Below are 26,191 nucleotides of genomic sequence, written 5' to 3'. Positions count from 1 at the left end.
ACGACCGTGATTGAGCCTCCGCTCACTGCGGAGGCTCAATCAATTGCATACCGCAAGATCCAAGCCCCGGCGAACAGTTGGTCCGAAAAACTATCCTCGAAGGGTGTCCGTCGCGCCGGGCGGCTCACGCCGACGTTTCCCAAGGATTGATTACGGAGGCATCTGTGTCTTCGAAATCCTTGACGTTGCGAGTGACAAGGATGAGATCGTGGACGATCGGTCGCGGCGATTAACCCGTCAATATCACCGCGGGTGCGGATTGCCGCGATGCGGCCCCATTCGACCGCGATTTGGTCTGTTATAGGCAAAATGCGGTCGCCATGGTCGTGGCGCAGCTTGCGCAGCCATTCGGTGAGTGCGCTGCAGTCTTTGGATCCGACCTCTGTTTCAGGGCAATGCCGCGCAGGATTTGGCCGAGGGTGAGCGCGCTCAGGTGGATGCTGAGCGGATCGACAGAGCGCAGCCAAGACACCGCCTGCAACGTGCCACGTCGCGCCTCTGACACAATGTTTGTGTCAACCAGGTACATCAGAATGCCACATCGCGGCTTGGCGTCTTGATGCGTACGCATCAGCGAGTTGGTCGTCCCCAGCGGGACCGCCAAGCAGGTCATCGACCAACGTCGGCCGGCAAGCCCGTAGGGCGTCGTAGTCATGAGCGGACAGTACAACGGCGGTGCGCTCCCCGCGCAGCGTGACAATCTGCGGTCCCTCGTGGCGGGCCTTCTGCACCACCTTCGAGAATTGGTTCTTGGCGTCCTGCAGTTGCCATTCCTAGCTCCACTCCAAGTTGACTAGACTGTCTAGCTATATAAATCCTGTCGCTCGCGATTTAACGGGGAAAAGCGCGATCGATAGACCTCTGCCCGCAACGCCACGCGAGCTTACTCGCAGGACTTGCATGCGACACCGAACTTGCTGAGCAAATTTGGCCAGATCTTCCTTTTGTCGGAAATGAATGGTGCACATTACGCAATCATTTTGGCCCAGAACGTGAACAGCGCAGCAACTAGGGTGAGTCAACCCAGGCCCTTCGCACCTGGGTCGCCGGCGTCGCTCGGGGCAGGCAACGCGAGCCCGAGCCTTGCTCTTGCCTGACCGAAGACGGCTCGCGCAGTTCATCCTCCATCCGGGCTAATGGCGGGACGGTCAAACGCATGATAGATTAATATTAGTTATTGCGCATATAAATCTGCTTGTACTTGTACTTGTTGGAGGCGACATAATTCGCGTTCCTTCAATGGACGTTTATGGCTTGCCTACGCTGTCGGTGGGCATTTTTTCCGGCTGACTTTCCTCTCGTCGACCTTTCCGACATTCGCGGGAAGCCACCGCAACCTGACGGGATCGCTCGGACCGCCGCGCGGCAGGCATGTGGGGGACTGCGCGGCTGCGACCGGCAACTATGCCGGATCGATTTCGCATCTGGTATGAGAGGGAGGGGACATGCTGAAGAACATGATGCTACTGTTGATCTCGCTCACGGTGGCGCTCGGGGCCGGGGAAGCAATGCTGCGTATGTTTACGCCGTTTCCGATCGGCACACGGACGCACAAGATCATCGACGAGAAATATGGCTATCGCCTCGATCCGGCACTCGGCGACGTAGACAAGGCCGGCTTCCGGGATCCACCTGGAGCAGGTCATGACTTTCAGGTCGCAGCGATTGGCGACTCCATGACCTATGGCAACAACGTTGATAGTGCGCATTCCTGGCCGGTGGCTTTCGAGGCAATGACGGGGCAACGCACCTACAACTTCGGTGTTGGGAGCTACGGTATCTACACTTATCACGCCATCGTGCACGATGCTTTGGCCGCGGGCGCGAAAGGCAACATTGTCGCCGTTTTCCCTGCCAACGACTTCGCGGTCGTCTTTTCAGCCTGTGATATCATGAACGCACGTTCCGACTTCTGGCTCTCAGAGCGGAAGCGTCTTCATCTGCAGGCCCTGTTCGGTGACGCGGGAGGTTACTCGCAGTGCGCGGATGCGCAATTCGTGAGCTTCAAGACGAAGCTTGTCGAGAATGTCGCGATCCTGAGTGCCTATCACCATGAGATAGCGGAACGACTGGAGAGTCTTTACGCCCGACTGTTCAAAACGGGCGATGGCGAAACATCCGAATACTATACGTTTCCGGACGGATGCCCTTCCGTCCTGAAACGCTATGTCGACGACCACGGCCGTATGGCGGATCTGGCATCACCCGAAACCGCAGCAATGTTCAGCGACTTCCAGCGGTTTGCGGCCGATTGGGCACAGCAGCGGCCGGGGCGGGTGGGCATTCTGCTCATTCCGTCGAAAGAGCGCGTGATCTTCGAATGCCTGCGTCGCCATGACCGGCTGGCGTCAGCCGCGCCGGAATTTGTCCTCAGCGTTGAACGTCAGGTTGCGCTTGAAGACAAGATTCGCGAGACCGCAAAGGAGCTCGGTTTGCCGTATCGAAGCGCGCTTGCCGCAACCGCCGATGCCCTGCAGGATGCGATCGTTGCCGGGCAGCGCCTTTATCCTGAAAGAGACGGCCATCCGTTTGAAGCCGGTTACAGCGCGTTCGCACGGACAGCATCATTGCTTTGGGATGAGATGACGGTGAGGGCCGCCCAGCCTAGCGACTAGTCGGGTTGATGAAGCAACGTGACATCGCCGATCACAGCGAGCGTATGCATCCAGTCAGGCTCGGTCGTACGTAAAGGACGTCAGCAAGGTGGTTACGAAATTGCTCGCCCGTTCCTTGACGAGCACCTCGGTCCACTCATTGGTTCCTCGAAGCCTTAGATCGGTGTAGATGCTGTCGACGGCGGCCTCTTCGATGCGTTTGATGTGCGCCTTGAAATTTGCCTCGCCGCCGGCATGGTACATGTCCCGTATAACCATGCGCAGGATTTCTTGGATTGCGATTTGCCACGACGTGTTGATCGCCTGGAGTTCATTCGCATCCGGTGCCATCGGCGTTCCCTTTCGTATTGAGTGTCCCGAGCATGACATCGCCATGCTGTCGGGTAACGGCGCAACGGAAAAATTATCCTTGTCTTGCCTTGCGATTGGCATAGCGCCTGTCGCGGTTGGCCTTTCGCACCGCCTCATCTTCGATCACCCGCGCTATACGCGCGTTTTCGGCGATCGCCCGCGCTTCGGTTTCGGCGACCGCTGCCGCCTCAACGGCTGCCTGCCGCTCTGTCGCCTCGGTCTCGATACGCTTTTGTTCCTCAAGCTTCAGACGCTCGCGTTCAACGCGCCGCTCTTCACGAGCGGTGGAAAGGGCTTCGCGCTCGGCCTGCCTTGCCATCCTCCCTGGTTCTGCTGCAGTCCTTGCCGCTCGGTAGGCGTTCAAGAGAGCAGCTTTGGCGTCTGCCGATGCGGCTCGGCGGTCGGAGATGTCGTTTTTTCCGGCGTTCTTCATTCGTATCCCAATTGTAAGTGCGTCAGAGATCAGCGTGTGTTGGCGCGTTTGGCGATGAGGTTGCGTGTCGCCGACAAGCGGTCGGCCAACTCCTTTGCAAGGCGTTCCTCTCGAAGCCGGAGAGTCTTGGCATCCCGGGCCTGAGCAACGGATTCCACCTCTTCCATCGCGTTGTTTTTGGAGAAGAACTGCGTCTGGACTTTCATGAAGGCGATTTCCGCCTGCTGACGGGATTTGCTATGTGCTTCTATCATTGGAACCTCAACTAGTTCGGCGTCGCGAACAAAAAAGGCCAGGCGAAACGCCCGGCCTTGTTGAAACTGCTTCCGGCAATGCCAGTACATCCGTGGTCAAAGGGAAGCAAATCTCAATTTTAGGCAGACTGCAGATTGGTAGCAGACATCTTGCCCGACTTATTGTCGCGCTCGAGCTCGAAGCCGATCTTTTGCCCTTCGACGAGTTCGCGCATTCCAGCGCGCTCGACGGCGGAGATGTGCACGAACGCGTCTGCGCCACCGTTATCAGGCTGGATGAAGCCGAAGCCCTTGGTGGAGTTGAACCATTTTACTGTGCCTGTGGTCATGATGAACCCTTTCAAAGCATAGAGTGAGGGACCGCTCAGCCTATGCTAAGCAGGTGGAAACCGACTGTTTTTGAAAGGGAAGTTCGCTTAAAGCGCGGTGCCAGTCGCGCGGTAGACAAAGCTCGGCAAGCAAAAGATCGATGCCGCATGTATAAGTGACTTGGATTGGCGCGTCAACGATTAGTTTTCTAAGATGCAGTATTCACCCTTTGGTTGTACTCATCTAATTGTGTCGCAGGAGCGAAGGCGCGCCTCCCTCGGCCCTGTCGGCGGCTCGTCCCCATCGCACGGATGACCGCATCGCGTAGCAGATGGTTGAACGGGCTTGACCAGCACATCCGATACTCCCGCCCTTCCCGCCGCCTTGCCTACTTCCTCACGGCCATGGGCCATTACCATGATGAGACACGGCGTGTCGGTCATCCCAAGCGAGCGGGGCGCCATTGCAGTCTCTCTTCCATCCATTTTCGGCATCTGCCACTCGAGAAGAACAACATCCTAACGTGTTTGCGGAGGCGTGTTCCGAATGGCGACGATTGCGTCCGTTCCGGACGGTGCGGCGGGAGTGTCGAAAGACATCGCTGTCAACATCGCTCTCGTGCGCTAGCGGATCATACGTGGACTGACGGCACTCAGCATTCTCAGGATGTCGTCCTCCAACTTCCGGCACAGGTCTTCATATTCTTTCAAAAGTGCTGGGGCGGGAGCCGCCTGCTCGCGCAGTTCGTCACGGGTCACAGCGGCTTTACCGTAAGCTTCGAGCAGATCGGTTATCGCAACGAAGTTTGCGTCGGCAATTTGTTTCCGATGTCGTGGCAAGCGCATCATCATCCGGGCTCTACCGACCTTTTGGAAGTCCATTTTACACCCCCTAAAGGCAAGGCTGAACGCAGTCTCCTCGAACACGACTTCATTAGCAAGTTGCCTGGCTACTTTGCCTGCCCCACGCATATCAGTAACCGGCGGGCGCCATCACCGCGCAGAGCAGGTCCGCGATTCCTCGACGGACCGGCCGCCAGAGCGACGACCGCTCGCCCTCGATGGTCCAGCCGACGAAGCAACAGAAATCGTTTGGTTGCATTCTGCGAGTGAATGCGCTCTCAATTGCGTCGTCTGTCGAAATCGAAGGCGCAGATGGAAGGCAACACTCAGACGAAGGCTCTGGATCGTACCCGTTTCGATCTGGAGCCTTTTCACATCAATATCACAATCCCCCTGACGACGATCACCGCGGCTCGAGGCCAAGCCGGCATCGCGGGGATCCAGTCAAGCAATTGCGGATAGTTCCCTCCGGCAGGGCCGTTCGATCGAGCCGCAACACACCTGCGATCAGCGCGATCACCCCCAAGTAGGCCTCTCCTTTCCTCCCTAAAGAGCTCGCCTCACCCAGCAAACCCTTCACATCCCGTCGTCAAACTCCGCTGCTTGCCCTTGAGCCAGGAACTGCGCAAGTGCCGACATCAATGTCTCAGCGCTGTAGCGGTCAAGCTGAACCTCGATCGTCGTACCAGCGGAAGTTGATAGTTCGAAACCCCCCAGGAGCGGGTCAATGGACGCGATAGAAAAAGAACCCAGAAATTCACCCTGGACCGTTGTGCTGCCAAGCCCCATGGATGCCTCCTGCATGGTACGAAAGACATCACTAAAATAGTGGCTTTTGATCGATCCGCAAAGCCGGCGCCGGGTTCGCGATGCTTAATGGGGTAGATTGAACGAGTGCAATCACTCAGGGCCAGGAGATCATGGAGACGCCGATGAAGACGAACGCGGCTCCAGGCCAAGCCGGCAGGGACCCCAGCCAGTCAAGGCGTCGGTCCCAGGCGGCGATTTTGCTCGACGGGAAGGTTTCGACCCTGGTTAAGGTTGCGTACGAGGCCCCCAGCTAGTGTTCTTCTGGTCAGCCAGAACAGCCCTGCGATCAGCACCGTCGCCCCCAAAGTATCCATCGTCTATTACCCTCTAAATAGCTCGCGTCACAACCTCCGGCGCGACGGACACCAACAAGGCGGCCAGCGCGACAGCCGTTCCAATTCGCGCGATCTTCATCCGGCGCCCGCGAGCACCATTCCAGTCATAGCCCATGTGTTCCTCAGCCGGCTTCATGCCGTTCGTGAATGGTGGCTGGCGTTCCTAACAAAGAGGCAAATCCCGATGATTGCCCCTCCGGGCCTACGTTCGATGTTGGCCTCGTCTTCGGCCAAGTCGGAGGTCCAACATCACACGGACCAGCCATCTCCTGACATCTGATGTCGCCACGAATTCATCGATGTTTTCGATGGCGTATTCGAGTGTTTTTTCGGTGAGCGCGGTTGCCGCACGCTGTGAGGCGGTCAAGCTCTGCGCCCATGCCGTCAGCTCTGGCAGCAGATCCACGACCATGCCAACGCCTCCCGATGGCGGTGAATGGTCGAGCGGGCGGCGAGCATCTTTAAGTCGGCGTTCCAGTTCCCAGGCGTCTCGTACGCCACTCATGAACAAACGGAGCGCCTCGCGAGCCAGCCATTCGCCTTCTTCACTTTGTCGGGGGATATTCCGTGCGTTCACGACCTTATCAAAGACCGTGGAAATGACGGTGAGCCCCTCGGGAAGAATGTATCCGGATTGCAGTCGATCAAACATAACCTCCTCCATTTAAGGCGAAAGTGATGATGGTCCATCAGTCGCTGGAGCCCGTTTCATGGTCCAGCGATCAGACAAAATATGGTCTTCAAAACGGGCTATGACTAGCCCTTAACAGCTCCAGCGTCGACTTCGGCCGGCGATTTTTATCTCATTTTTTCATCTCACTAAAGGAAAACTCGATGAACAGAACGACGTTCCTCGCCTATGCGACGCGCGCGCCTTTTGGCGGCCGGCTCATGCATCCCAGGTCGGCGCCGTGAGTGTCATCCTATCGGCCCCAATCGGCCGGTAAGGTAATCGACGACCGGTGGCTCGCCGACAGCTCGCGACCGTCTTTCACGAGACCGGCGGCACGATGCAGCGGGTGATCGAGAAGCTCAATTACTCGGCCGCGCGCCTGGCCGAGGTCTGGCCGTCAAGACAAGGCGACGACTAGCCGGCAAGTGGTTCATTGGCGCATGAACCAGCTTGTCGACCGCGTCGGCCATCTGGAGGCGTCCGCGATAACGATTGGGGAGGAGGTCTCCGAGATGAAGCTGGTGACCGATGACGTGAGGCGATGGAAGCTGAGGCATCGGTGGCTTGGAGTCACCGGAATTGCGGCCAGGGCGCTCGGGATAAGTCAGGCCGAGGCGATACGGCGGATCATCTTCGTGATCATGGGGTAAGGTTGGTAAGCAGAAAGAAGAACCCCACCTCCGACGGCACGACGATGGGGCTCTCTACGTTTGATCCGGAGGGATCCGGGATCATCAGCAATGAACAAACCAATAGGTCCCGGATAGGTTCCTGCTGCCGTTGAATAAAGATGGCTCCGTAAGGTCGCGCAGGCTGCGCTAATGGATGGTCTGGGGCCATGTCACGTCCACGAACCGACCAATGGACCGAAGGTAGGCGATGATCTCGGACCTCAGAGCTGCGCGGTCGCCATACCTCTCGCCGATCCGACTAAGTTCCTCCTTGGCTTCTTCCTGCTCATCGACATCGCCAAGCACATACATATCGTGTCCCACGGCGTTGATATCGCAACCCGCCGCGATCACTTCGGCCACAAAACTTGGGATCTCATTTGCGTTCATTTCGCGCTTGCTCTCAATCATGACATCCTCGCTTTGAAACGAGAAACTACTGTGAGGTCGAGCGGTTCCCACAGGGACAAAACGCTCACCGGAATTCGGAGCAAACGGAAGAATGGCCCCGATGGGGTGTCGGGGCCAGTTGGTATCGTTGGCGCTTCTACGCGGGGAATGGGAGTACTCCATGAAGCGGGCTGTGATCCCGGAAAGGATCATTGCCTATCCTCTAACTGCCGCGTGTGAAAGTGGTTCCCAGTTGGAGAAGAGACGGCCCCGTCCGGGGAGAGCGGGGCCTCGGCACGGAGGTGCCATGGGCTCCATGCTGGGCTATTAGATGGAGCCTAGCCTAGATCCCGCGGGGGATGGTGGATCGTAGGCAGACCTAGAAACGCGTACATTTGACAGAGGTTCCAGCACCGAAGAAAAAAAAGGGGCCCCGAAAGCCGATAACGGGACCCTAGGAGGTACGTGCCAAAATCCTGGTGTAAGAGAGCCAGGACGATCTTCAAACCTACGACGTCAGGATTGGTTCCGGCTCGATCTGAAAGCCGGGAGGGGGAGAAAAAATGGCCGCAAACGGCGACGACAGCGCCAAAGCGAGAGTCCTTGGCCTTGGTGCGCACGGTTTTCAGTGTCGGTCCATTCGCGGAGATCGGTCCACACAGCGTAGGCGGAGAGGTGAACGGTCATCAGGGAAATCATGAAGTGCCAGTCACGCCACTATGAAATCGTAGCGGCCGAATTTTCCGTCGCTCGTCGTTTTGATGTCGAGCAACAGGTCTGCATTGAATATGCGGTCACGCCTGTTGTCCGGCTCATCGGCAAAATACAGCTGCGTCGTCAGCACGTTCCCGCCCGGCCTTTGGACTTTCACGTGGTAATGCCGGGTGCGACCAGGATACAGCCCAGGCACGATCGTCTCGAACCACCATTTGCCTTCTGCGTCCGTGAATTGATGTCCGCGGAGTTTGTATCCGCTGTTGTCGTAGGTGCCGGTCTCATCGGCATGCCATAACTCGATCAACGCTTTGGCTACCGGCTGGCAGTCCTTGGTTAACACGTAGCCAACAAGTGTCATTCTTTCACCGCCCGGTGAATCGCTGGCGAAGTCCTTTTTTTCAGGGCTCTCCGGTGTGAAATACGGGCCTTCGGTCTGTGCCGGCGTCAGATCGTCGTCATCACCGCAATTGGCCGTAAGCGGCAACTCCACGGAAGCGGCGGCTGCATGGCCGAGTCTCGGCAGCACAATCGGCGTGGCGACGAAGCTGATAAGGAAATGTCGCCGGGTCGGCATGGCGCTGTATCTCCGAACAAGGAAGTCAAGATCGTTGCGGGTCCATTGGGCAGAAGTGGGGCGGATATTACCAGATTTCGCGACCAACAACGTCATCAGGCGAATGCCGCTGCTGAAGCGTCGCCGGTCTACAGGGTTTGCACGTAAACATCTGGTGTCTGACTTGGAGCAGCAGCAATGCCGTTCCATTGACGCCGTCTGCTTTCTAGCGGAAGTAAGCTTCGTCGCCTTCATGTCTCGGCGAAACTGCGTTTGGCAAAGCATCCTGTCTTTATTCTGGGCTACGGCCACCGCGAGTTTCTCGACGCCCTGGCAGCTGCGCGAGGATCTTGCGAAATGCAGCTGGTGTGGGTGACCGGCGTCCCGCTGATGGTCGTCCATGTTTCCAGCGGAGATGCGATCGATATCATCGCAGCAGCCCCACGCCGCGGCGTGACCTAAATCGACGCTCGTTAGAGCTTCGCCGTCGTCGACCACGGCGTGGAAAAGAAGGATCGTTTCGCTGCCTATAATGCCGTGCCGGGCACGAGACGGATTTTGCGCATCACAGCATCAAAGTTGCCCAGGCTAGACGCGCTGAGTTCCACCAGCAGATCCCACCGGCCGTTCGTCGTGTGAATCTGCGAGATTTCAGGAAAGCCGCCACGCGATTGATCTATCGGTTCTGCTGTCCTTAGAAAAGTGATGGTGGATAGCTCAATGCTCAGCGCCGCCGGCTTAGCCGCCAAGAAGCCCACCGCGCGGTGACCGACTGACTTTCGGGGTTGGAAAGATACCAGAACGCAGCGCGGGCAGTGTCAAGGATAGCCTGGCTCGACTTGCTCCAGCTTTCGACGAACCATCATCGCAATTTGTAACTGATCGTTTCAGCCAATCTATTGGCGCAGATTCGGTACAAACCCCTGCTCATCGCGAAACAATCCATACACAAGCAGCGCGTCAACTGAACGCGCTAGTAGAAACGGATTTCGTGAGGACTGACGTCCCGCCGCAAAAGCGCGACTGCATCTTCGGCTGCACACTCCAACTTCGACAACTGGCCACCACTGGAAAGGGTTCCAAATGAAAATTATGCATAGCATCGCGATCGCTGCCGCGGCGGCTTCAATCAGTTTCGCGCTGGGCGGCGTTGCCCAGGCGCAGGAACTCAAACGGACTGGTCTGGTTCAAAGCGATATCAGCGTGCCGGGCAAGGAAGCGCTTCAGGTCCGGGTAGATTTCCCGCCAAAGGCTGCATCTATCAATCATAAACATCCCGGCGAAGAAATTGCATATGTGCTCGAAGGTACGCTTGAGTACACCCTCGAGGGTCAGAAGCCGGTAACGCTGAAGGCCGGTGAAGCCCTCTTCATTCCGGCGGGTGTTGCGCACATCGCCAAGAACGTTGGCGATGGCGAGGCGTCGGAGCTTGCGACTTACATCGTCGCGAAGGATACGCCGCTTGCTGCCCCGGTGAAATGAGTTCGCTGCGATGGGGGAGCGATCCACTAAGTCTGTTCGTGGCTCGACCGTATGCGACCTGGGTCGACAGGCGCCGCGGCTACAAGAAATGCCGCGACAACCAATCCGCAACGGCTTCGATCATAGAGTGCAGACGAAGAGGCCCGCTGGCTTGCTATAGCCAGTTGGGGTCTATGCACCGCTTACTCAGATGAGAGCACCCCACCGCAAGACCTGCTTGGCGGGGCAACTACACAGACCGTGACTTCCGCTCTGATGCAGCCGGGGGCGCGGGCGCTCCCCGGAAAAACAAGTCATAAAGTTCGGCGACACGTGCAAGCGGATAAACGCTGTCGACCCGGCGCTTGGCCGCTGCGGCGAGCACTGCATATTCGGATGGACGGAGACCCTGCATACGATCCATCGCATCGGCCAATGCGGTGACGTCGCCAGGCGGAACGATGAAACCACTGTCGCCGACTATGACCGCCGCGTCGCCCACGTCCGTCGAAATCACAGGTTTGGCAAAACTCATCGCCTCGGCCACCACATTGGGGAAACCTTCTGTGCGTGACGAAAGTACAAGAGCGTCGATGTCGTGATAAAAACCCGCCATGTCTGAAACATTTCCGCGTAGTTCGATGGCGCTCAAAGGCAGGCCTGCATCAGCGATCATCTGGCGAACGATGGCGCTATCGAGGGTCAGGCCAGATCCAGCAGCGACGAAGCGGATCTCCGGGTGGCACCGGTGGGCATGTGAAGCGGCTGCGAAGAAGGTCGCGTAGTCCTTCTGCGGATGTAACCGACCGGCAATGCCGAATACCAAAGGCCGGCGGGCGTTTACTGGTATTTCCTCTACGAAATCGAAACCATTCGGGATCGTGACGAGGTTCGGATTGCGGTAGCCGAATTGTCGATGCAAATGGAGGGCGCGCGAGGAGTTAAAGACAATCCCCGTTGGCCGGCTCGACAGAAGACGCGTCAAGTGTAGCGCCGTACGGGTGCTCGCGCTGAACGAACTCATGTCGTCCAACGACTGCCTGACGTTCCAGTAAACCGGCACCTCGTGAGCAACCCGCCACGCAGCCACCTGTCCGACAACCATGGCGTGGTACAGCCAGCACATTAATGCATCCGGCCGCTCATTGCGGATGAGCTGGCGAACCGTGAGCACCGATTTCATCATTCCGGCGGTCGACCGAACCTTCAAGGGACGAACATCGAGATCATGATCCGCAATCACCTGCCGATGTCGTTCGGAGACATCCATGAGAGACACGATAATTGGACGTTCGCCTCCGATCGCGCTCGCAAGTCGCAGCAGCATCACCTCCGCACCGCCAGTCCCCATCATGTTGGTTATAATATGCATCACGCGCATTCTTGCCGTTTCCCGCCGTGCTAATTCGGTGCGCCCATTTCGTGCCCCTCCGCTGGTCCGATCATCTCGTGATCTCCGCGGCTACCGGAGGCTTTGATGGGTCTTTCCACATGCCTGACCGTCGGATCGGCACGCTGATCGAAGACCGCGCGATCCTTCGTCAGGACCGCCTCTGCTGCGAGCAAACCCGCGAGCGTAGCCCAGTCGGACCCCGGCCTGTTGACGTGGTAGAGCGTTGGATATCTTGCCAAGCTTCGCAGAAGTGACAGACGTCGCTCCGTCTGCTGCTCGCGCCAACTTGCTGCGGCGTTTGTGCGTTGCAGGCGGCGAACAGAAGAGCCGATCAGTCTTCCCGGATCGACCAGCCCAGCGGAAGCAAGTTCGTTGAGAGTGCGCTCAGTAAGGGCCTGGTCTCCTATTTGGATAATCGGATCGTCGGCCTGGCAAAAATATTCAATGCAGAGGCTCGAATGCCCTGGTGGAACCATTGCCCCGCCAAATGCCGCGTAATTGGTAATGCGCCCGATGGATGTCAGGGGATCGTTGACCTCCAACCAAGCGTGTGGAAACTGTGGTGGTTCGTCAAAAAAAAGATAAACGAGGATAACGCTCCGCCGTGCTTCGCGGCAATCCACATCGTTCGGACCGGCGCCAAGCAACTCCGTAAGCTTCTCAATAGGCAGGCTGGAAATCACATGGCGGCTCGTTCTACTGTGAACAACGCCGGACTCCAAATAGTCGACTTCGAATGAACCGTCCGCCTGGGGTCGGATCGCCCGGACCTCTGCTTGGAACCGTATCCTGCCGCCACGGGCATCAATCTCGCTGCGCAGCGCTTCGAAAATCTGGCCGGTACCGTGCGTGGGGTGACGCCAGGCGGCTTGAGTTTGTACACCTCCGCGTTGGGCAAGTCGTAAGGCCTGTCGCGCAATTTCGAATGATCGGGAGCGTTTCGAGGGGACTTCGTCGTCCATTTGTGGCACGGGCATTTCCACCCAGCGCCGGCCGCGGAATTTCTCCCAGTAGCCCTGCGCCAGCAACTCTGCAAAAACCCGTCCGACGCGACCATGCCAATAGGCCTCGTAGGATTTCGGGGAGCGCATCGCTGCGCAGGCCCAGCCTCCCAGCATCGACAGTCCTCCACGGACCAGCCAGGGAACAGGGATGCCACGCAGAATTCCGCGATATTTGCCAGACAACTCAAGGATGCGTCCGCGATAAAGGCTGCCGACACGATGAGGATACGGACCGTACGCACCGCCAAGCGCCTCGTTCCAAAGTGCATCGACTTCGGGAAACCGGGTGTAAAGTTCCTTGCGGCCCAGATCGACAGTGAACTGACGCCACCTGAATGAACGCATCAATCCACCGACATCGTCATCCCGCTCCAGCACAAGCGGCTGCAATCCGCCGCGACAAAGCGCGAGTGATGCTGCAAGGCCAGATGGGCCTGCCCCGAGCACAATGACGTGTTCATCATTCCTACGAGCACGGACATCGGACATATTGACTCTTTACGTAGAGGAACAGCTCAAACATGCCGACACCAACGCTGCCGTTGGAGGGCAAACCAATAATCTCTCTTGCCGATTTTGTACCATTACAATACCCTGTCAATAAATTCCAAGTTTAATTTAGTTCATTGGAAATGATAGCACATTAAGATGCGACAATGACAAGCATCGCTCGAATTATGTAAACAGAAATACTTATGGGTAAGTCGAATGGGCGACGGGGGAGGCTTTGTCCTGTCTCTGGATTTTGAGCTTATGTGGGGCGTCAATGATTCCCGCACGGTTGCCAATTATGGCCGCAACATCCTTGGAGTGCGCCACATGGTTCCGCGGATGCTTGACCTGCTCGATCATTACGAACTTGGTTGCACCTGGGCGACAGTCGGATTCCTCTTCTGCGACGGTCGGGACGAACTCCTTGCTCGCCTGCCCGCGATCCGCCCTTCCTATCGCAATCCGCGTCTTTCGAACTACTCATATCTGAACACCGTAGGCGCGGATGAAAGCAAGGATCCCTACCATTTCGCCCCAAGCCTTATTCGCGACATCAGCAGGCGACCGCATCAGGAAATCGCCACGCATACATTCTCCCACTACTATTGCCTTGAAGAGGGCCAAACGTACGAGGCTCTCGCTGCCGACATCGATGCGGCGCTCGATGTCGCTGCTGCCAAAGGATACTCCATCCGCACGATCGTCTTTCCACGCAACCAGGTCAGCGCTGCGGCGCTGGCGGTCTGCCGGGAGGCCGGAATTACGGTTTACCGGGGAACGGGACGCGCAGCTGGCGGCGGAGGTGTCGCTCGCGAAAGAGAAGGCGTTCTTCGGCGGGCCGTTCGGTTTGCCGACAGCTATCTTGAAATGGGGGCCCGACGAGAACTTGGGGTCGAGAGGCATGATGGGATGTGCAACGTCCCGGCAAGCCTTTTCCTGAGACCCTTTTCGCATCGCCTGGCGGCTGGCGAGGGTCTGAAGTTACAACGGATCTTGAACGCCATGCGCCGTGCCGCGCAACGAGGCGGCGTGTTTCATCTGTGGTTTCATCCAGAAAATTTCGGCGTCGACCAGGACGAGAATTTCGCGACGATGTCAGCTATCGCCGCAGAAGCCGCGCGCCTGCGCGAGCGTTACGGCTGGCCGACACTCAACATGGCCGAGGCCGCCGCTTCAGCCGTACGACAAGACACGACAATCCAGGCGGAAGGCAGTTAGCGCTTTGGCACTTCGCAAGCAGCTCGCCGACGTACCTTGGGGGATCGACGCAGTGACAGCAACGGCTCGTGGCAGATCAGAGGTGGACATCCGTTCTCCCCGGATCGCCGTGATTGCGAGCCTCACTTCGTCACTGGTGAATTTCCGGTTGGAGTTGCTGCGTGGTCTTCGGCAGCGTGGCTGCGATGTTTATGCACTGGGACCAGACGACGACGCGGAGACCACCGCTGTGCTTGAAAGCCTCGGCGTTCACTACATCCGCATACCACTGGCCCGAACGTCGACCGGACCAATCGGCGATCTAACAACCTTCGCAGCACTCGTGCGCATCTTTCGGAAAATCCGCCCAGACATCATTCTGCCCTACACCATGAAACCGATCATCTACGGCGGGCTCGCCGCCCAGCTCACGCGCGTACCGCACCGCTTCGCGCTGGTAACGGGCCTCGGCTACGTCTTTGTTGAACGGGTACACACGCTGCGCACGATTGCGCTGCGGTGGTTGAGCGTCAAATTGTATCGCATGGCTCTGAAGGGCGCGGAGCGCGTCTTTGTCTACAACGAAACGGACGCGGCTGAACTGAAGGCGCGCGCGATCGTCGCAGAAGACGTTCTGACGCTGGTACCCGGTTCTGGCGTCGACACTGAACGGTTTGCTGCATGCCCGCCGCCGATCGGGCCGCCGGTCTTCCTGATGATCGCGCGTCTCTTGCATGACAAGGGTGTGAATGAATTCGTGGCGGCAGCAAAGATCCTTCGGATGCGCCATCCGCAAGCCCGCTTCAGACTGCTTGGACCGTTCGATTCCAATCCCGCAGCGATCTCGCGCGACGAAGTCGATCGCTGGGTCGCTGAGGGTGCGATAGAATATCTCGGGCAGACGAAGGACGTACGGCCCCATCTTGCCGATTGCTCGGTTTTCGTCTTGCCTTCCTATAGGGAGGGACTATCACGCACTATTCTCGAGGCTATGGCAACAGGCCGAGCGGTGGTGACTAGCGATGCACCCGGCTGCGCAGAGCCGGTCCAGCACGGCGTCACCGGCTACGTCACCCCGGTCAGAAACATTGATGCTCTCGCGCTTGCGATGGAGAGATTCATCGCCGACCCCACGTTGATCGAAACCATGGGCGCTGAAGCTCGTCGCCGCGCGGAGGAGCGCTACGACGTACATGCGGTCAATGAGACGCTTTTTGCCGGCCTTGGGTTGGACCCGGTGCTTCCTGGGTCGCGGGACAGAAGTCTTCCACTACAGGGAGCAGGTGCCCCGTGAGCGGTTTCCCGGTTCAGGAGCGTATCGCAGTCGTCGGGCTCGGCTATGTCGGACTACCGGTGGCCGTTGCATTCGCACGTGTGGCAGAGCACGTCGTGGGTTACGACATTTCGCGCCGGCGAGTGGAGGCCCTGGGAACCGGACGCGATGACACCGGCGAAATTTCGAGCTCCGAACTGTCCGCTACGCGACTGACGATTTCGAATGATCCCGAATGCCTGGGGAATGCCACGCTATACGTTCTCACTGTGCCAACGCCGGTCGACAAGGCGCAGCGCCCGGATTTTACGCCCCTGCTCTCCGCCTGCCGCGCTGTTGCTCCTCATCTGACGCCAGGGGCGATGGTCGTGCTTGAAAGCACGGTTTTTCCGGGCGCAACCGAAGAGATCTGCGGTCCGGAGTTGGAGCACGCCTCCGGCCTGACGTGTGGTCGGGATTTTTTCCTCGGATACTCGCCGGAGCGGATCAACCCGGGCGACCGCGTTCACCGGCTAGAGACGATCGTCAAGGTTGTCGCAGGACAGAACATGACGACCCTGGAAAGGATCGCAACCGCATACGGCGCCATCATCCATGCAGGCATCCACCGCGCCAGCTCCATCCGGGTGGCCGAGGCGGCGAAAGTTATCGAGAATACCCAACGCGACATCAACATTGCGCTGATGAACGAATTGGCGATGATTTTTGAAAGACTTGCCATTCCGACGGGCGAGGTTCTCGCTGCAGCCGGGACCAAGTGGAACTTCCTGCCGTTCACGCCCGGGCTGGTCGGCGGACACTGTATCGGTGTCGATCCGTACTATCTGACGGCAAAAGCCGAGGAAGTCGGCTACCGTCCCGAGGTCATCCTTGCGGGCCGCAGGATCAACGATGGAATGGGGCGATTTGTAGCGCAGAAAGCGGTGAAACTCATGGTCGAAATGGGCATTGCACTCAGCACTGCCCGGGTTGGCGTTCTTGGGCTGACCTTCAAGGAGAATGTGCCAGACCTGCGCAACTCTCGAGTACCAGATATTGTCGACGAGTTGCGCAGCTTCGGGATTCGGGCTCTCGTTCACGACCCGCATTGTTCGGCGCATGAAGCGAAACACGAATATGGCATCGCTCTTGATGACCTTTCACACTTCAAAAAATTGCAGGCGCTGATCCTCGCCGTGCCGCACGACACCTATCTCGCCAACGATGGGGAGATCGCCCGGATGCTTGATCGCGGTGGTGTGCTTGTCGATGTCAAGGGAGCGCTGGCCCGCGTGCAGATCCCTGACGATATCAGGCACTGGAGCCTTTGAGGAATCGGACCAGGCAGATATTTGCGACAGCCATTCGTGTCGCGCGCCCGCAACGATCCGACATCAGGAGAGACACAGCAACGCGTCGACTGACTACAGACCCCACAATTGCAGCCTTAACAACGACCAACTACATGACATTTTTCTAATAATAAACTACACTGAGCGCGCCTTTGAGGCACGACCTCAAATTGAATTTCTGTTTTCATCTTAAACCATTGTAACGTATGCAATTTTTTGGCGGGCGTGCCATGGTTGAATTAAGACGTTTTCGCAAATCGCTTTGGCTGTTGATGACCCTCTCTGCGATTTCGGTCGCGATACTGAATTCGCGGTTCATCTTGGTGGATATTCACACCATATTTCATCGAGCCATTGATCACCTCGAGAATGAAAAGTTCGAGCTGTATTTGCACCTTTTTACGGCGCCGGTGCTTCTTGTCGGCGGGGCACTTCTTTTCTTTGACCGGCTCCCGCAACGGTTCCCCACTGTTCACCGCTGGGGCGGCCGCGCGTACATCTTGACAGTGCTTGTCACCTCGATCGCAACGCTGAAGATGAGCCTGAACGAAACCGAGGGGCCCTTGACGGTTTTCGGCTTTGCCGTTCTGTCGGTCCTATGGTTCGTCACGGCCGCTCTTGCCTGGTTGCGGGCTGTTCAAGGGCGATATGCTCGTCATGCTGAATGGATGATCCGAAATTACGCCCTGACCCTCACAAATGTGACTTTCCGCGCTGAACTGCATTTATCCCTTTGGCTTGGGGCAGACTTCGACCTTATCTACGAGCCCCTGCGATCGCTGCAGTTTGTTCCAAACCTTCTGCTTGCGGAATTGCTGATTCAAACTGCCTTTTTCACAAGCCCCAATTGGCGGGACCTGCTTCGCTCCGATGCCTACCGCCGGCGACGAGACAGGCAACTTACGTCTCAGCCGGTGCGAGAGTTCTCAGTTCAAATACCGCCTGGTGACTCGTCATCACCTTAGTAAGCGTTGCGTGCAGCTAACCGAATTGACGGATCTGAACCTCGGTGGACCAGTGAAGTTGATCAATCGACTTCCCTTGACCGACTTGCCGCAAATTTCAGCGAATTTGCGCGATTGCGAGAGGCGATAACGTTGAATCAGCACCCGCCATCGCGACGTCCGCGCAGCGAATGGAAATGGCAATTGTTACCGTGATGTTTTTCAACCAGGAAAAGGGCTGCGGCTTAATCTCTCCCGATAACGGCGGAACGGACGTGTTTGTCCACGTCTCAGCGATCGACGGGAGGCCTTCTGCGAGACGGTCAGAAGGTCAGCTATGACGTCGGCCAGGATCGCAAGACCGAAAAAACGAGAACCAAGAACGTCAGGTCTGTCCGAGCCGCCCCATCACCAGGCAGAGCAGCCCTGCACTCCAGTCAGACCTGCATCAATTCAGCGTTTCGAGGACTTGGCGATGCAAGGCTTCGTTGGCGGCCGCGAGGCACAGATTGCCGGAAGTCAACGTGAGCGGCCGACCCTGCCAGTCCGTGATACATCCGCCCGCACCCGTCACCACCGGGACAAGGGCGCAATAGTCGTAGGGATCGAGCCCTCCATCGATGCTGATGTCGATGCTGCCGTCCGCGACGCGGCCATAGGCCATGCAGCTCCCCCCATAGACGCACCACCGCGTAGATAGGCGCAGGCGTTCAACGCCATCCTTCTCGCTTTGCTGGAACGGCTCCGGATTGCCGTTGGCCATGAAAGCCTCCGAAAGGAGAGCAGTCGATGCGGTCCGGATGGCAACACCGTTGAGGGTCGTCGCGCGCCCTGACAGTCCCAGCCAGCGGTCGCCGGTGACAGGATTGTCAATCAGTCCAAGGACCGGTGTCCCGCCATGCGTCAATGAAATCAACGTGCCATAGACAGCAAGTCCTCCGACGAAAGCCTTGGTGCCGTCAATAGGATCGATGACCCAGACGAACTCCTCTCCCAAACCCTCGGCGCCAAACTCCTCCCCGAGGACCCCATGGCGGGGGAAGCGGTCTGCGATGCGTTCGCGCAGCGACTGCTCGACCGCGCGATCCGTTTCCGTCACCGGGCTCGAATCCGATTTCGCAACGGGGCGGCGCGGGCCGGCCGCAGCAGTGCGCACGATCTGCCGCGCAACATCGGCGATCTCGCTGGCGAAACTGGAAAAAAGCTGAAGCGGCTGGTCAAGCATGGGCGGGTACCCTCCTCAATGTGTTTTGTGCCTCTACGGCCGGTCGCATGTGGCGGGAAAGTCGGGCCTCGATCGCCCGCACCAGGCGTGAGAGCATCCAGGCGACGCAGAGATAGACGAGCGCAGCGGAGATAAAGACTTCGTAGGGAGCATAAGTCCGGGCGACGATCGTATTTGCCGTTCCCGTGAGCTCCATGATCGTGATCGTGCTGGCGAGCGAGGTCGCCTTCATCATGCTGATCATTTCGTTGCCATAGGCCGGCATGCCGATGCGCAACGCCTGGGGAAGAATAACGAGCCGGTAGATGAGCGAGGGGCGCATGCCCAAGGCGACGGCCGCCTCCTTCTGACCGGCCGGGATTGCGAGAATGGCGCCGCGCAGGATGTGCGCGGTGTAGGCTGCGGTATGGAGCGCGAGCGTCAGCAGTGCGCAGAACCAGGCTTCACGAAGAACTGGCCAGAAGATGCTGCTGCGAATGATCTGAAACTGCGAAAATCCGTAATAAACCAGGAAAACCTGCACCAGCAGAGGCGTTCCACGGAAGAAGGTGATGTAGCCCATCACCGGGAGCCGGATGATCGGGCGACCATTGGCTGCGACGATGCCAAGCGGCAAGGCGAGCAGGGCTCCGCAAACAAGGGTCATAAGGAGCAATTGCACCGTGGCGAGCGCACCGTAGAGCAGCGCCGGAACGCTCTCCAGCATCAGGGACCAGTTCATGCTGGGGACCTCCTCTCGCCGCGCATCAACCGTCCTTCGAACCAGGCGATGAGGCGCGTGTTTGCCAATGTCAGAGCCAGGTAAATCAGGGCGGCCGTCATGTAGAAGGTGAAGGGCTGGCGGGTGACCGAAGTGGCCATCTGCGACAGGCCCATCAGTTCATGCAAACCGACGATCGAGATCAGCGAGGTATCCTTGATCAGCGAAATCCAGTTGTTGCCGAGGCCTGGCAATGCAAAGCGCATGAGCAGCGGCAGACGGATCTTGGCGAACATGACGAACCACCCGAGGCCAAGCGAGTGCCCCGCCTCGATCACTCCGCTCGGAACGGATTGCCACGCACCGCGCAGGACTTCGGCAGCATAGCCACCGAAGACGAGGCTGAGCGCGAAGACGCCAGCCTGGAGAGGCGGCACCTCGACGAAGCCGAAATCCGCGACGAAGAGGTTGACCACTTTCGTCAGCGCCACCGTGCCGCCGAAGTACACGATCAGGATGACCAACAGTTCGGGGGTACCTCGCATCACCAGGCTGAAGCCACGGCCAAGGGATGCCACGGCCCGGTTCGGTGACATCTGCGCCAACGCGCCCAGCATGCCCCAGCACAGGCCGACGAGCAGCGAGAGGACTGCCACTTTCATGGTCAAAAGGGTGCCGTGGGCGATCTCGTCACCCCATCCCTGCAATAGATCCATGGTCGTCTCCAAAGAAAGACGGAGCCCTCAATCGGCTCCATCCGGTTGTCGTCGCAGATTATTTTGCGGAGGCCGGAAGGACGCTGAACGACCAGTATTTGTCGTTGATCGCCTTGAAGTTGCCATCCTTGAACATGGCGGTCAGCGCACCATCGACATTCTTCAGAAGATCTTCGTCGGCCTTGCGGATGCCGATACCGATACCGGGGCCGAAGTAGGATACGTCGTCGATTTCCGGACCGACGAAACCGTAGTCCTTGCCTTCCGGCTTGCTGAGGAAATCGTTGTCGAGCTTGATGGGGCCAGCAAAAATGAGATCGACGCGGCCGGCCTGAAGATCGAGGATCATGTTGTCGACCTTGTCATACTCGGACACGGTCGCCTGCGGATACTTCTCTGCGATGTATTTCGCATAGGTCGACGAGCGCTGGAGGCCGATGGTCTTACCGGCAACGCCTTCCGGGTTCGGCTCGCCTGCATCCGTCACCGGCTTGGCGTCCAAGGTCTTTAGTCCGACGAACCGGGCGGCCGACGAGCGGTAGGGAACGGAGAAATTGATGCTCTGCAGCCGCTCCTCGGTGATGGACATCGATGCGGAGATCAGGTCGTACTTTCCGGCGAGCAGGCCGGGGATCATGCCGTCCCAGGCCTGGCAGATGATTTCGACCTCACTGCCGATCTGCCTGCCTATGGCACGCGCGACATCGACGTCGAAGCCTTTGATTTCCCCGTTCGCGTCCTGATATCCGAACGGGGGATAGGTGCAGTCGGCTGCCACTTTCAGCGCCGCGGCCTGCGACGACGTTGCGCCGAGCAGAAGGCCGGCGAAGGTGAATACGATGATCTTTTTCATGGGACCTTCCTTGTCAAAAGGCTGCGGTTTTTCGGCATGGGAACAGGGCAGCTGCTTTAAGCGGGCGGCTGCATATGAGGTGTCGCTGGCGGCGACCTGTGTTCAAAGCCAGCAGCACGTACCTGCTCCGGCGATGCTGGTGAGCGCGACTATCTGGTCATGTCTTTGGATCCGACTTGCATTCTGGCCTCCCTCCAGAACCTGTCTTCTGGAACAAAGGATGGCGCGGAAGCAGAACGAGCTAAAGTACCAATTCCCATGAACTGATGGTACCAGACCGAGCTTCAGGAAGATTTGCCGGCTTTCTCCAGAAACCGCCTCGTGACAAGCTCCATCCGCTGAACCGCCCCGGCCAGCCGCTCGGTGGAGAGATTTCCAAATCCCGCTACGAGACCAAAAAGATCCTTCCGCTCAATGCAATAGGAAGAGAGCGGTGGGGTGTCGATCCATGCCCCGCGCAGGAGCCGTGAAAGCTCGACGTCGTCGAAGGGCTCGCGCGCCGTAAGCGTCAAATGGAGACCAGCGTCCAGTTCCGGCACATCGAACACGTCGCCCAGCTTTTCTTTCAGGGACGCGATCATCGCGGTGGCACGATCCCTGTAGAGAGCGCGCGTGCGCCGGATATGAGATGCGAGTTCTCCGCTCGCCATGAAGTCGGCGACCGTATGCTGGTGCGTCAGCGGCGCATAGCAGGAAAGGCTGTCTTGCACTGCCGTAAACGAGGTGATCAGCTCGCGCGGCACGACGAGATAAGCAAGCCGCAGCCCGGGGGCGAGCACACGATTGAAGGAGCTGACATGGATGACCCGCTCGCCACCCTTGCGCGCGGCGAGCGGCACGAGCGGCGTACCGCGCCATCTGATCTCGCTGTTGAAGTCGTCCTCGAATATCCAGCGCTGCGACGTATTGGCCCAGGCGAGAAGCCGTTCAATCGCCGCTTCCGACATGGTTGCACCCGCGGGAAACTGGCCGACCGGCGAAACCAGGATCATCCGGGCATCCGCGGCACGATGCGCGATGTCGTCAGCGTTCAGTCCGTCACGAGAAACGGGCACGGGTGTGAGCCGAAGCCCAGCCGAACGCAGAGTGGACAAGAGCGTCGCGTAGGCCGGGTCCTCGACGCCGACAACGTCACCGGCGTCGAGAAGAACATGCGCGACGAGATTGGCAGCCTGAAGCGTGCTTCCCACGACGATGATTTGGTCAGCCTCGCATCGAATACCGCGCGCCTCGCTAAGATAGATGGCGAGTTGTTGGCGAAGAACCGCCAGACCGCCGCCTTCGCCATACCCGAGGTCAGAAACCGTGAAGCGTCGCCAATAGTTGGCGGCGATCTTGCCGAACTGCTTGTAGGGGAAGATATCCAGCGCCGGCATGCCAGGACTGAGATCCAACTTGTCCTGGCGCGACCAACTCCAATGCCGTACCGACGCCTCTCTCCCCCGTGCAGACAGCGCAACCGGTAAACTCGAAGGCGGCAGGCCTCTTTCTCCTCCAGGCCGCACCGAGTCTTCTGGAAGGCTCTCTTCCACGTAGAAGCCGGAACTCGGGCGACGCTTGATATAGCCCTCGGCCGCCAAGCGATCATAGGCAATGTTGACCGTGTTTCTCGATATCGCGAGATCTCTCGCCATCGACCGGCTGGCCGGCAATCGGGCGCCGCGCGCAAGCTGTCCGTTGACGATCAGCCGGCGCAACTGGATGAAGAGCTGCTCCTGCAACGTCGGCCCACCGGACTTTTCTCGAACGACCATGGTCCAAACGGGATAATTGAACTGTTTCGCTGAAGCCATCCGAGAAATCCCTGTGCGGAGCCGCGCACTATCTCCCTGCCGGGCGGTATTTCGATCTACGAGACGACGTTGCGAATGAAGCGGACGATCTTCTTTCCGACGTTGCAGTACGAATAATGCTGGGCCGTGCTGTAAGTGACAAACTCGCCCGTGGCATAGTCCTGCGCCTCGCCCGATTGGATCAAACGCAGCGCTCCTTCGACAACGAAAAGCATCTCGTGCCATCCTTCGGGGTCCGGCTCGGCCACGTAGCTGTCGCCCGGGCCGAGGGTCCACAGCCACATCTGTGTTTCCCGCGAGGCGGGCGCCGAACAAAGCAGCATCGCGGCGCTCGCCGGTTGGCTTCCGCGCCAGGTGACCTCGTTGATCTCGGCGCGCGTCTCCCTCGACGGATCGCGCACCAACTCGACGAAGTCTACGCCCATCGCGGTCGCCAATTTATCGAGGCTGGAAAGGCTGATGTTCGCGTCGCCGCTCTCGACCGCCGCGATCATCCGCCGGCTGATACCGGATGCATCTGCCAGCGCCGTTTGGCTCAGGCCCGAGGCGAGCCTTAAACGGCGGAGGTTTCCGGAAACGTGGGCCAACACATCGGCCCGGTCTTGACTGTGCAATATATTGCTCATATGGTCCTTCTAGACTACCGGCTTTCACAGCTCAACACATTTCTGTGCGTCTTGCCCTGCATGGGGCGCCAAGGCTTTGGCGTCCATGCAGCGTGACTTCGCACGCCTTTTTGGGATCGTCACAATGCAGAAATTGGTCGTACTCAACGACGAAGATATCACCCGACTGTTGCCCCGGACAGATGTTCGCGCAGCCCTGGAGCGTATGTTCATCGCGCTTGCCGATGGACGGGCTGTGCAGCCGCCACAGGCGTTGAGCCTGTTCCCAGCCGGCGGCGGAGACTTCATCACCTATCCAGGCGTTCTTGGAAGCGATGGTGTCTTTGGCACGAAGCTGTCGCCCTATATCCCCGGCACGAATGGGGCGACCGTTACCGCCTGGACGCTTCTGATGTCGATGGAGACCGGGAAGCCGCTGCTCCTGTGTGATTCCAAACGCCTGACGACCGAACGAACGGCCGCGACCACCGCGATTGCCGCCGATCTGCTCGCCTCGAAGGAGGCAAAGATCCTGACGATCATCGGCACAGGCGAAATCGGCCTTGCGCATCTTCGGCATGCCGCATCGATCCGTCCGTGGCAGGAAATTCGTCTGTGCTCTCCGGATATTGCCAACCGGCACGGTCTTCCGGTGCAGCTCGAATCTGGCTGCCCGGTGACGAAATCCACCTATACCGATACGGCCGCGGCCGGCGCCGACGTGGTCATGCTATGCACCTCGTCCGGCACACCGGTCATCGACGCGTCGAGGTTCGGCGCGGGCGTACTCGTCACATCCATCAGCACCAATGTCGCCAACGCCCACGAGATCGCCCCCGACACGCTCAATCGGTTCGATGTCTATTGCGACTATCGGGCCACCACGCCGGCTGCGGCCGGCGAAATGAAACTTGCCGCGGAACGTGGCCAGTGGAGCACCGATCGCCTTGTTGGCGACCTGCCCGAACTATTGTCGGGCCGAGCAACCGCCCGGGACACTGGCCGTCCAGCTTTCTTCCGTTCGATCGGGCTCGGGCTCGAAGACATAGCAACCGCCAGCGCCCTGCTTTCCGCAGCACGCAGCTAACCAATTCCAAGACAGCACAGGAGATAGGCAATGAAGATTCGTAATTTCGGCGTCGAGATCTGGATGAACCGCTACGAAACCAGATGCGACTGGAACATCGCCGAGACCTGCGTCGAGTCGCTGACAGTCGCCGAACTTTTGGAGATGGCCGGCAAGACCGACACGATCCTCTCCGAGCTTCTGCCCATGAAGCTAACCTACGGCGCCATCGAAGGCAGCGAACGCCTCCGCAAGCTGGTTGCCGGCCTCCACGAAAAGCAAAGTGCAGAAAATGTCGTGGTCACGCACGGCGCCATCGGTGCGAATGCCCTGGTGCACGCAACACTGGTCGAACCGGGTGACCGTGTGATCTCGGTCCTGCCGACCTACCAGCAGCACTATTCCATCCCGGAAAGCTACGGCGCCGACGTACAAATCCTCAAGCTCACGGAAAAGACTGGCTTCCTGCCAGACCTGGAAGAGCTGAAGCGCCTTGCAACACCGGGCACGAAACTCATCGCCATCAACAATCCGAACAATCCGACGGGCTCGCTGATGGATCGCGCCTATCTGGAGAAAATCGTCGAGATTGCCCGCGCCTGCGGCGCGTGGATCCTGTGTGACGAGGTCTATCGCGGTACGGACCAGGAAGGCGACGGAATGACGGCGTCGATCGCCGACCTCTATGAGAAAGGCATCAGCACTGCGAGCATGTCCAAGACTTTCGCGCTTGCCGGCCTGCGCCTTGGATGGATCGTCGCTCCCGTAGAATTGATCCATGCCGTCTCCGTCCATCGCGACTACAACACGATCAGCGTCGGCATGCTGGACGATCATTTCGCAGCCATTGCACTGGAGAACCGCGACAAGATTCTTGCGCGCAGCCAGGCGATCACGCGCACCAACCTCGCCTTGCTTTCCGACTGGGTCGAGAACGAGCCGTTGATCTCGTGGATCAAACCGAAATCCGGCACCACGGCACTCCTCAAGTACGATCTGCCCATTTCCTCGGAAGAGTTCTGCATCCGGCTTCTGGAACGTACCGGCGTCATGCTGACGCCTGGCAGCGCGATGGACATGGAAGGGTACGTCCGGATCGGCTTCACCAACAACGGCACCACCCTTCAGGAAGGCCTGAAGCGCATGTCCGAATTTCTTAAGGGCTATCAAACCGCGGCCGCGTGA

Annotated in this window: 27 protein-coding genes and 5 pseudogenes; 11 read left to right on the top strand and 21 right to left on the bottom strand. The window is 58.6% G+C overall.

The features are described from left to right. Positions 1 to 124 precede the first annotated feature (124 nt). Both IB279_RS18170 and IB279_RS18165 read right to left on the bottom strand, forming a co-directional pair. Positions 125 to 529: pseudogene (locus IB279_RS18170) on the bottom strand (type II toxin-antitoxin system VapC family toxin). Continuing rightward, a pseudogene (locus IB279_RS18165) lies at positions 529 to 764 on the bottom strand (type II toxin-antitoxin system Phd/YefM family antitoxin). Before IB279_RS18165 ends, IB279_RS18170 begins: the two co-directional pseudogenes overlap by 1 nt. A 681-nt stretch (positions 765 to 1,445) precedes the next feature. Here IB279_RS18165 and IB279_RS18160 point away from each other — a divergent pair. Continuing rightward, complete coding sequence (locus IB279_RS18160; protein WP_246802008.1) at positions 1,446 to 2,615, top strand: hypothetical protein; 1,170 nt, start codon at positions 1,446 to 1,448, stop codon at positions 2,613 to 2,615. A gap of 54 nt (positions 2,616 to 2,669) precedes the next feature. Here IB279_RS18160 and IB279_RS18155 read toward each other — a convergent pair whose 3' ends face one another. The 8 genes and pseudogenes from IB279_RS18155 to IB279_RS18120 all read right to left on the bottom strand — a co-directional run bounded on the left by IB279_RS18155 (position 2,670) and on the right by IB279_RS18120 (position 6,601). Beyond that, positions 2,670 to 2,945, bottom strand: a complete 276-nt coding sequence (locus tag IB279_RS18155; protein ID WP_034799791.1) for a hypothetical protein — start codon at positions 2,943 to 2,945, stop codon at positions 2,670 to 2,672. 73 nt (positions 2,946 to 3,018) lie between these two features. Then, complete coding sequence (locus IB279_RS18150; RefSeq protein ID WP_034806060.1) at positions 3,019 to 3,399, bottom strand: DUF6481 family protein; 381 nt, start codon at positions 3,397 to 3,399, stop codon at positions 3,019 to 3,021. A gap of 29 nt (positions 3,400 to 3,428) precedes the next feature. After that, positions 3,429 to 3,653: a hypothetical protein gene (locus IB279_RS18145; protein ID WP_034806064.1), complete on the bottom strand. Its 225-nt coding sequence runs from the start codon at positions 3,651 to 3,653 to the stop codon at positions 3,429 to 3,431. Positions 3,654 to 3,772: 119 nt separating this feature from the next. After that, positions 3,773 to 3,982, bottom strand: a complete 210-nt coding sequence (locus IB279_RS18140; protein ID WP_034806062.1) for a cold-shock protein — start codon at positions 3,980 to 3,982, stop codon at positions 3,773 to 3,775. Positions 3,983 to 4,201: 219 nt separating this feature from the next. Then, positions 4,202 to 4,468 (bottom strand): annotated as a pseudogene (locus tag IB279_RS38170) (hypothetical protein); the annotation flags it as partial. A 117-nt stretch (positions 4,469 to 4,585) separates the two neighbouring features. Next, positions 4,586 to 4,843, bottom strand: coding sequence for a hypothetical protein (locus tag IB279_RS18130; RefSeq protein WP_127890585.1), 258 nt, complete (start codon positions 4,841 to 4,843; stop codon positions 4,586 to 4,588). A gap of 537 nt (positions 4,844 to 5,380) precedes the next feature. Beyond that, the gene (locus IB279_RS18125) at positions 5,381 to 5,593 is read right to left on the bottom strand and encodes a hypothetical protein (protein ID WP_113187610.1); all 213 of its coding nucleotides are present in this window, start codon (positions 5,591 to 5,593) and stop codon (positions 5,381 to 5,383) included. Between the two features lie 558 nt (positions 5,594 to 6,151). Continuing rightward, positions 6,152 to 6,601 carry a hypothetical protein gene (locus tag IB279_RS18120; RefSeq protein ID WP_110819564.1) on the bottom strand — a complete coding sequence of 150 codons (450 nt, stop codon included), beginning with the start codon at positions 6,599 to 6,601 and terminating at the stop codon, positions 6,152 to 6,154. A gap of 310 nt (positions 6,602 to 6,911) precedes the next feature. On the opposite strand from IB279_RS18120, the gene IB279_RS37695 reads away from it, so the two are divergent. Both IB279_RS37695 and IB279_RS18115 read left to right on the top strand, forming a co-directional pair. Continuing rightward, a complete protein-coding gene (locus IB279_RS37695; RefSeq protein WP_256436137.1) occupies positions 6,912 to 7,040 on the top strand; it encodes a hypothetical protein in 129 nt (42 codons plus the stop codon). A 22-nt stretch (positions 7,041 to 7,062) separates the two neighbouring features. After that, on the top strand, positions 7,063 to 7,272 hold the full coding sequence (locus IB279_RS18115; RefSeq protein ID WP_089045295.1) for a DUF1515 family protein: 210 nt from the start codon (positions 7,063 to 7,065) through the stop codon (positions 7,270 to 7,272). Between the two features lie 168 nt (positions 7,273 to 7,440). On the opposite strand, the gene IB279_RS18110 is transcribed toward IB279_RS18115, so the two are convergent. From IB279_RS18110 to IB279_RS38165, 3 genes and pseudogenes are all read right to left on the bottom strand, one after another. After that, on the bottom strand, positions 7,441 to 7,704 hold the full coding sequence (locus tag IB279_RS18110) for a hypothetical protein (RefSeq protein ID WP_034803228.1): 264 nt from the start codon (positions 7,702 to 7,704) through the stop codon (positions 7,441 to 7,443). 688 nt (positions 7,705 to 8,392) lie between these two features. Next, entirely contained in the window at positions 8,393 to 9,070 is a 678-nt protein-coding gene (locus tag IB279_RS18105; protein WP_309142290.1) for an intradiol ring-cleavage dioxygenase, read from the bottom strand. Positions 9,071 to 9,426: 356 nt separating this feature from the next. Further along, a pseudogene (locus IB279_RS38165) lies at positions 9,427 to 9,618 on the bottom strand (Lrp/AsnC ligand binding domain-containing protein); the annotation flags it as partial. A gap of 418 nt (positions 9,619 to 10,036) precedes the next feature. Between IB279_RS38165 and IB279_RS18095 the strand changes: the two are divergent. Continuing rightward, positions 10,037 to 10,435, top strand: a complete 399-nt coding sequence (locus IB279_RS18095) for a cupin domain-containing protein (RefSeq protein ID WP_089045292.1) — start codon at positions 10,037 to 10,039, stop codon at positions 10,433 to 10,435. 229 nt (positions 10,436 to 10,664) lie between these two features. Here the strand turns inward: IB279_RS18095 and IB279_RS18090 are convergent, their stop codons facing one another. Both IB279_RS18090 and IB279_RS18085 read right to left on the bottom strand, forming a co-directional pair. Next, complete coding sequence (locus IB279_RS18090; RefSeq protein WP_246802006.1) at positions 10,665 to 11,795, bottom strand: glycosyltransferase; 1,131 nt, start codon at positions 11,793 to 11,795, stop codon at positions 10,665 to 10,667. A 20-nt stretch (positions 11,796 to 11,815) separates the two neighbouring features. After that, entirely contained in the window at positions 11,816 to 13,300 is a 1,485-nt protein-coding gene (locus IB279_RS18085; RefSeq protein ID WP_089045291.1) for an FAD-dependent oxidoreductase, read from the bottom strand. Between the two features lie 219 nt (positions 13,301 to 13,519). On the opposite strand from IB279_RS18085, the gene IB279_RS18080 reads away from it, so the two are divergent. The 5 genes and pseudogenes from IB279_RS18080 to IB279_RS37205 all read left to right on the top strand — a co-directional run. Continuing rightward, positions 13,520 to 14,521, top strand: coding sequence for a polysaccharide deacetylase family protein (locus tag IB279_RS18080; RefSeq protein ID WP_063891175.1), 1,002 nt, complete (start codon positions 13,520 to 13,522; stop codon positions 14,519 to 14,521). A gap of 4 nt (positions 14,522 to 14,525) precedes the next feature. Continuing rightward, a complete protein-coding gene (locus tag IB279_RS18075; RefSeq protein WP_210337717.1) occupies positions 14,526 to 15,794 on the top strand; it encodes a glycosyltransferase family 4 protein in 1,269 nt (422 codons plus the stop codon). Beyond that, complete coding sequence (locus IB279_RS18070) at positions 15,791 to 17,083, top strand: nucleotide sugar dehydrogenase (protein WP_089045290.1); 1,293 nt, start codon at positions 15,791 to 15,793, stop codon at positions 17,081 to 17,083. The genes IB279_RS18075 and IB279_RS18070 overlap by 4 nt, the downstream gene beginning before the upstream one ends. A gap of 251 nt (positions 17,084 to 17,334) precedes the next feature. Beyond that, a complete protein-coding gene (locus IB279_RS18065; RefSeq protein ID WP_162741147.1) occupies positions 17,335 to 18,069 on the top strand; it encodes a DUF2306 domain-containing protein in 735 nt (244 codons plus the stop codon). 176 nt (positions 18,070 to 18,245) lie between these two features. Further along, positions 18,246 to 18,435 (top strand): annotated as a pseudogene (locus tag IB279_RS37205) (cold-shock protein); the annotation flags it as partial. Positions 18,436 to 18,496: 61 nt separating this feature from the next. Here the strand turns inward: IB279_RS37205 and hisN are convergent. The 6 genes from hisN to IB279_RS18030 form a co-directional block, all read right to left on the bottom strand. After that, on the bottom strand, positions 18,497 to 19,273 hold the full coding sequence (gene hisN, locus IB279_RS18055; protein WP_112983454.1) for a histidinol-phosphatase: 777 nt from the start codon (positions 19,271 to 19,273) through the stop codon (positions 18,497 to 18,499). Next, on the bottom strand, positions 19,266 to 19,994 hold the full coding sequence (locus IB279_RS18050; protein WP_113187598.1) for an ABC transporter permease: 729 nt from the start codon (positions 19,992 to 19,994) through the stop codon (positions 19,266 to 19,268). The genes hisN and IB279_RS18050 overlap by 8 nt, the downstream gene beginning before the upstream one ends. Continuing rightward, positions 19,991 to 20,689 carry an ABC transporter permease gene (locus IB279_RS18045; RefSeq protein ID WP_089045287.1) on the bottom strand — a complete coding sequence of 233 codons (699 nt, stop codon included), beginning with the start codon at positions 20,687 to 20,689 and terminating at the stop codon, positions 19,991 to 19,993. The genes IB279_RS18050 and IB279_RS18045 overlap by 4 nt, the downstream gene beginning before the upstream one ends. A 58-nt stretch (positions 20,690 to 20,747) precedes the next feature. Next, positions 20,748 to 21,542 (bottom strand): transporter substrate-binding domain-containing protein, encoded by a 795-nt coding sequence (locus IB279_RS18040; protein ID WP_089045286.1) that lies wholly within the window; start codon positions 21,540 to 21,542, stop codon positions 20,748 to 20,750. A gap of 284 nt (positions 21,543 to 21,826) precedes the next feature. Beyond that, on the bottom strand, positions 21,827 to 23,296 hold the full coding sequence (locus IB279_RS18035; RefSeq protein WP_256439274.1) for a PLP-dependent aminotransferase family protein: 1,470 nt from the start codon (positions 23,294 to 23,296) through the stop codon (positions 21,827 to 21,829). 95 nt (positions 23,297 to 23,391) lie between these two features. Beyond that, entirely contained in the window at positions 23,392 to 23,961 is a 570-nt protein-coding gene (locus IB279_RS18030; RefSeq protein WP_060581641.1) for a helix-turn-helix domain-containing protein, read from the bottom strand. Positions 23,962 to 24,085: 124 nt separating this feature from the next. On the opposite strand from IB279_RS18030, the gene IB279_RS18025 reads away from it, so the two are divergent. Together IB279_RS18025 and IB279_RS18020 are read left to right on the top strand one after the other, a co-directional pair. Next, positions 24,086 to 25,027, top strand: coding sequence for an ornithine cyclodeaminase family protein (locus IB279_RS18025; RefSeq protein ID WP_192339469.1), 942 nt, complete (start codon positions 24,086 to 24,088; stop codon positions 25,025 to 25,027). A gap of 30 nt (positions 25,028 to 25,057) precedes the next feature. Continuing rightward, positions 25,058 to 26,191: an aminotransferase gene (locus IB279_RS18020; protein WP_113187600.1), complete on the top strand. Its 1,134-nt coding sequence runs from the start codon at positions 25,058 to 25,060 to the stop codon at positions 26,189 to 26,191.

The sequence above is a fragment of the Ensifer sp. ENS06 genome (assembly GCF_014852205.1).
Taxonomy (GTDB): domain Bacteria; phylum Pseudomonadota; class Alphaproteobacteria; order Rhizobiales; family Rhizobiaceae; genus Ensifer; species Ensifer adhaerens.
Note: the sequence above shows the minus strand (reverse complement) of the source record. Positions and strands in the feature narration are given on the sequence as shown.

Excerpts from the sequence above, each read along its gene's own strand:
- IB279_RS18150 (WP_034806060.1), bottom strand. The coding sequence starts at position 3,399 with ATGAAGAACGCCGGAAAAAACGACATCTCCGACCGCCGAGCCGCATCG.
- IB279_RS18155 (WP_034799791.1), bottom strand. The coding sequence starts at position 2,945 with ATGGCACCGGATGCGAATGAACTCCAGGCGATCAACACGTCGTGGCAA.
- IB279_RS18030 (WP_060581641.1), bottom strand. The coding sequence starts at position 23,961 with ATGAGCAATATATTGCACAGTCAAGACCGGGCCGATGTGTTGGCCCAC.
- IB279_RS18110 (WP_034803228.1), bottom strand. The coding sequence starts at position 7,704 with ATGATTGAGAGCAAGCGCGAAATGAACGCAAATGAGATCCCAAGTTTT.
- IB279_RS18125 (WP_113187610.1), bottom strand. The coding sequence starts at position 5,593 with ATGGGGCTTGGCAGCACAACGGTCCAGGGTGAATTTCTGGGTTCTTTT.
- IB279_RS18045 (WP_089045287.1), bottom strand. The coding sequence starts at position 20,689 with ATGGATCTATTGCAGGGATGGGGTGACGAGATCGCCCACGGCACCCTT.
- IB279_RS18020 (WP_113187600.1), top strand. The coding sequence starts at position 25,058 with ATGAAGATTCGTAATTTCGGCGTCGAGATCTGGATGAACCGCTACGAA.
- IB279_RS18160 (WP_246802008.1), top strand. The coding sequence starts at position 1,446 with ATGCTGAAGAACATGATGCTACTGTTGATCTCGCTCACGGTGGCGCTC.
- IB279_RS18035 (WP_256439274.1), bottom strand. The coding sequence starts at position 23,296 with ATGGTCGTTCGAGAAAAGTCCGGTGGGCCGACGTTGCAGGAGCAGCTC.
- IB279_RS18120 (WP_110819564.1), bottom strand. The coding sequence starts at position 6,601 with ATGTTTGATCGACTGCAATCCGGATACATTCTTCCCGAGGGGCTCACC.
- IB279_RS18105 (WP_309142290.1), bottom strand. The coding sequence starts at position 9,070 with ATGACGTTGTTGGTCGCGAAATCTGGTAATATCCGCCCCACTTCTGCC.
- IB279_RS18085 (WP_089045291.1), bottom strand. The coding sequence starts at position 13,300 with ATGTCCGATGTCCGTGCTCGTAGGAATGATGAACACGTCATTGTGCTC.
- IB279_RS18090 (WP_246802006.1), bottom strand. The coding sequence starts at position 11,795 with ATGCGCGTGATGCATATTATAACCAACATGATGGGGACTGGCGGTGCG.
- IB279_RS18130 (WP_127890585.1), bottom strand. The coding sequence starts at position 4,843 with ATGGACTTCCAAAAGGTCGGTAGAGCCCGGATGATGATGCGCTTGCCA.
- IB279_RS18080 (WP_063891175.1), top strand. The coding sequence starts at position 13,520 with ATGGGCGACGGGGGAGGCTTTGTCCTGTCTCTGGATTTTGAGCTTATG.
- IB279_RS18095 (WP_089045292.1), top strand. The coding sequence starts at position 10,037 with ATGAAAATTATGCATAGCATCGCGATCGCTGCCGCGGCGGCTTCAATC.
- IB279_RS18025 (WP_192339469.1), top strand. The coding sequence starts at position 24,086 with ATGCAGAAATTGGTCGTACTCAACGACGAAGATATCACCCGACTGTTG.
- IB279_RS18115 (WP_089045295.1), top strand. The coding sequence starts at position 7,063 with ATGAACCAGCTTGTCGACCGCGTCGGCCATCTGGAGGCGTCCGCGATA.
- hisN (WP_112983454.1), bottom strand. The coding sequence starts at position 19,273 with ATGCTTGACCAGCCGCTTCAGCTTTTTTCCAGTTTCGCCAGCGAGATC.
- IB279_RS18065 (WP_162741147.1), top strand. The coding sequence starts at position 17,335 with ATGGTTGAATTAAGACGTTTTCGCAAATCGCTTTGGCTGTTGATGACC.
- IB279_RS18140 (WP_034806062.1), bottom strand. The coding sequence starts at position 3,982 with ATGACCACAGGCACAGTAAAATGGTTCAACTCCACCAAGGGCTTCGGC.
- IB279_RS18145 (WP_034806064.1), bottom strand. The coding sequence starts at position 3,653 with ATGATAGAAGCACATAGCAAATCCCGTCAGCAGGCGGAAATCGCCTTC.
- IB279_RS18040 (WP_089045286.1), bottom strand. The coding sequence starts at position 21,542 with ATGAAAAAGATCATCGTATTCACCTTCGCCGGCCTTCTGCTCGGCGCA.
- IB279_RS18050 (WP_113187598.1), bottom strand. The coding sequence starts at position 19,994 with ATGAACTGGTCCCTGATGCTGGAGAGCGTTCCGGCGCTGCTCTACGGT.